At 64.2% G+C, this 3,416-nt stretch carries 2 protein-coding genes and 1 pseudogene; 1 reads left to right on the top strand and 2 read right to left on the bottom strand.

What is annotated here, in order from left to right; translation table 11 throughout:
- Positions 1 to 750 precede the first annotated feature (750 nt).
- On the bottom strand, positions 751 to 1,995 hold the full coding sequence (locus AWC07_RS02410) for a cytochrome P450 (protein ID WP_036409680.1): 1,245 nt from the start codon (positions 1,993 to 1,995) through the stop codon (positions 751 to 753).
- A gap of 79 nt (positions 1,996 to 2,074) precedes the next feature.
- Here AWC07_RS02410 and AWC07_RS02405 point away from each other — a divergent pair, with 79 nt between their 5' ends.
- Positions 2,075 to 3,169 carry a DUF2330 domain-containing protein gene (locus tag AWC07_RS02405; RefSeq protein ID WP_051507790.1) on the top strand — a complete coding sequence of 365 codons (1,095 nt, stop codon included), beginning with the start codon at positions 2,075 to 2,077 and terminating at the stop codon, positions 3,167 to 3,169.
- Here AWC07_RS02405 and AWC07_RS02400 read toward each other — a convergent pair.
- Positions 3,142 to 3,342, bottom strand: a pseudogene (locus AWC07_RS02400) (haloalkane dehalogenase); the annotation flags it as partial. The gene AWC07_RS02405 and the pseudogene AWC07_RS02400 sit on opposite strands and share 28 nt — an antisense overlap.
- Positions 3,343 to 3,416 lie beyond the last annotated feature (74 nt).

Raw genomic sequence — 3,416 nt, 5'->3', positions numbered from 1 at the left:
CACATCCAGCGCCGTATCCAACCCGTCAAAGGCCGCCGTGATCGCCTGCCAATCCATGACACCTAACCTATCGGCGACCTCTGACAAAAACCGGGCAGAAAGTGCCTGCCCAACAGCCGATTTCACATTTCGCTCACAGCGAACATGGCACCGGATTTGCCGCGGCCACCACACCAGTCACAAGACCGACCCGTACCCAAAATGCCCCACCTATCCGTGACAACCACAGCAGCGCAATGGATTTGTCGCTACTAGCGGTCATGGGGCTGCGCCCTGCTGTGGGGAGACGGAAATCGCGTACTGGTGCGGTTGGGTCGGCGGCCGACGGCGCCGAGTGCGCCGTGATGGCGCCGAGTGCGCGTTGATGGCGCCGAGTGCGCCGTCAGGGCGGCCGATCACGGCGGATCCCGCCCTGCATACACAGTCAAAACCGTCACTGCACACTCGAAACGGTGGCATGACCGCCGATGCGGTGAGCACGTCAGACAGTCCCCAACGGCTGCCCACACTCGATACGGGTTTGAGTGAAGGCGCGGTATCGGGTGTGCCGAAACCGGAAAACCGAGCCAAGGTATGCGCAGGCGGCCAGGCTGCGCACGAGGACATCATTGACCAGCCGCATTCGTGGTCAGGTCACCATGAATTTCCGAGTGAGGCGGGCACAACGCCTACCCCCCAACCCCCAGTGACTCAAGTGACTCAAGTGACCAGACCCAACGCTGCGCCCAACGGCTAACCGATTGACCAGAACTAGACTACGACGGACAACCTCTGCAGCCCGCGCAGCGTGACGTTCGTCTTGTACTGCGGCTCACCGGCCAACCTGGCGTCGGGGAATCGCGCGGTGATCGCCGACAACGCCACACCGGCTTCCAACCGTGCCAGCGGGGCACCCAGGCAGTAATGGGCCCCAAAGCCGAAACCCAAGTGCCGCAACGGTCCACGATCCGGATCGAAGGTGTCTGGTCGGTCGTATTCGGCGGGATCGCGATGCGCCGCCGCCAGCAGCAACATCATCGTGTCACCCCTAGCCACCGCGATATCCCCAATCGCCATGTCGTCGCCCGCAATTCGGCCGACCAGTTGCACCGGCGGGTCGTAGCGCATGGTTTCCTCGACGACCGCCGGCACCAGGGCAGCCTTGGCGCCCAACGCAACCCAGTGCCGGCGGTCGCGCAACATCGCCAGGATGGCGTTGCCGATCAGGTTCACCGTGGTCTCGTGTCCGGCGACCAGCAGCAGCATGCAGGTCGACACGATCTCCTCCTGGGTCAACTGATCGCCGGACTCCTCTACCGCGATAAGGCCGGACATCAAGTCGTCGCCGGGCTGCGACCGGCGCCTTGCGATCAGCCCGCGCAGATACTCGCGCAGCCAGGTGCCGGCCGCCAGCCGGTCGGAGAAGTCCTCGGAATGCTGGCCGGTGAAGGTGAGAAACGGGTCCAGCGACTGCGCCAGCAATGCCGATGCCCGGCTGAACTGTGGCTCGTCTTCCAGCGGCACCCCGAGCAGCCGGCAGATCACCGCCACCGGCAATGGATAGGCGAAGTCGCCGACCACGTCGAATTGGCCCTTGTCGGCGATCCCGTCCAGCAGTCCGTCCACCAGCGCACCGATGTCGGGTCGCAGTGCGGTCACCACTTTCGGAGCGAAGGCCTTACTGACCAGCTTGCGCAGCCTGGTGTGATCGGGCGGATCGAGAAACAAAAACCCGGGCGGGATTTCGGGGTCCGGAGCCGTTGCGCTCTGCGCCTGCCGCCGGGCGATCTTCGACTTGGACCGGTCGCTGCTCGACGACGGGTGCCGCAGCACCTCGTCACAGTCGTGATAAGTCGAAAAAAGCACGAAGTCAGCCTCCGGCAGCTGCAGCGGTCCGTGGTCACGAAGCTGCGCACACACCGGATATGGGTTGGCCCGAATCGCGGGGTCCAGAAGTTGCAGCAGCAATGCCTGCGGTTCGGCATATTCGGTGGGCTCCAGCGGCCGTGTCGTCATGCTGACATTGTGCCCGTACCTCAAGTCCGCCCCGGTCAAAGTGGCTGGCCGCAACCAGGTGGCGCGTAGCATCTGCGGCATGGCGGTGCTGCGCGTCTGCCGGTTGGTGTTCGTCGTTGGTCTGCTGGTTTCGGTGATCCTGGCCACCACGGTGCTGGCCTGGCCCAGCAACGCCTGCGCATGCGGCGCGGCGATCGCTCCGGGCGGTGCCCACGCAACCATGAATCATGAAGTGGCACTGGCACATTGGGATGGGACAACCGAGACGATCGTCATGCAGCTCGCGATGGACACCACGACCGATAACGTCGCCCTGGTGGTACCCACCCCCACGCCGGCGACCGTCACCGCGACCGATAACGTCGCCAACGCAACCTTCGTGGAGTTGGACGTGTTGACAGCGCCGCAAATCCAGCGTCAGCGCCGGTGGGTCCTGGGGATAGGTTTTCCGGGAGCCGCCGCCCCGCACGAGGGGGCCGCGGCAGCCCACGCCCCGGATGTCGTCAACCAGGTACACCTCGGGCCGCTGGAGGCCACCACCTTGGCCGGAGGTGACCTGACCGGCTTGCGAAACTGGCTGTCCGACAACGGCTATGCCATCCGGCCGGCGGTGGCAGCGGCACTGGATCCCTATGTGCGCGACGGCTGGGCGTTCGTCGCGATGCGGCTCACCAGCACCGCGCCGATCGCGGGCGGGCTTGATCCGGTGCGGCTGACCTTTGCTTCATCGCGGTTGGTTTATCCGATGCGACTGTCCGTGGCCGCGCAAGACCCCCAGCACGTGATCGTCTACACCATGTCCGACCACCGTCAGCAACGCACCGACGCAGACAAATCCAGGCAACTCACCCAGGTCCAGTTCGCCGGGGCTATCGGCGATCGGGTTCGCGACCCGGTACTGCGGGAATTGGCCACCAACCACGGGTCCTATCTGACCAAGACTCAGGTCGACGTGTACCAACCGTCGGAAATCTCTTCGGATTTCACGTTCGGCAACGCACCCAACGATGACACCTACCGACAACTGGTCGTCGTCTACGACAACGTCGCCATCCCGATCGTGGTGATCCTGTTCGCCGGACTCCTGATGGCTGGCATCGTGGCGGCGGTGGTTTTGTTCGTGGTCTTTCGGCGACGCGGGCTTGGTCAGCGGCGCAGAAATTTCACGATGTAGTCGGCCAGCTCTTCGCCGGCGTCTTCCTGCAGGAAATGGCCGGCGCCGCGCACCACCGGGTGATCGACGCCCTGTGCACCGCGCATCTCGCGCTTGAAGATCTCGGCCATCGGCCCGGTGATCGGGTCACTGTCACTGAAGGCGACCAACATGGGCGTCGGACTGACACATACTAAGTCGCGCATAAGTAAGGCGACACACGGTGTACGGTGCACTGTCTTTCCGGGGCGGTCGTGTTGACTTATTA

Origin of the sequence: Mycobacterium gastri (assembly GCF_002102175.1) — a bacterium.
GTDB classification, from domain to species: Bacteria; Actinomycetota; Actinomycetes; order Mycobacteriales; family Mycobacteriaceae; genus Mycobacterium; species Mycobacterium gastri.
Note: the sequence above shows the minus strand (reverse complement) of the source record. Positions and strands in the feature narration are given on the sequence as shown.

What these genes read in the sequence shown, in the direction of transcription:
- AWC07_RS02410 (WP_036409680.1), bottom strand. Translation starts at nt 1,995, where the DNA reads ATGACGACACGGCCGCTGGAGCCCACCGAATATGCCGAACCGCAGGCA.
- AWC07_RS02405 (WP_051507790.1), top strand. Translation starts at nt 2,075, where the DNA reads ATGGCGGTGCTGCGCGTCTGCCGGTTGGTGTTCGTCGTTGGTCTGCTG.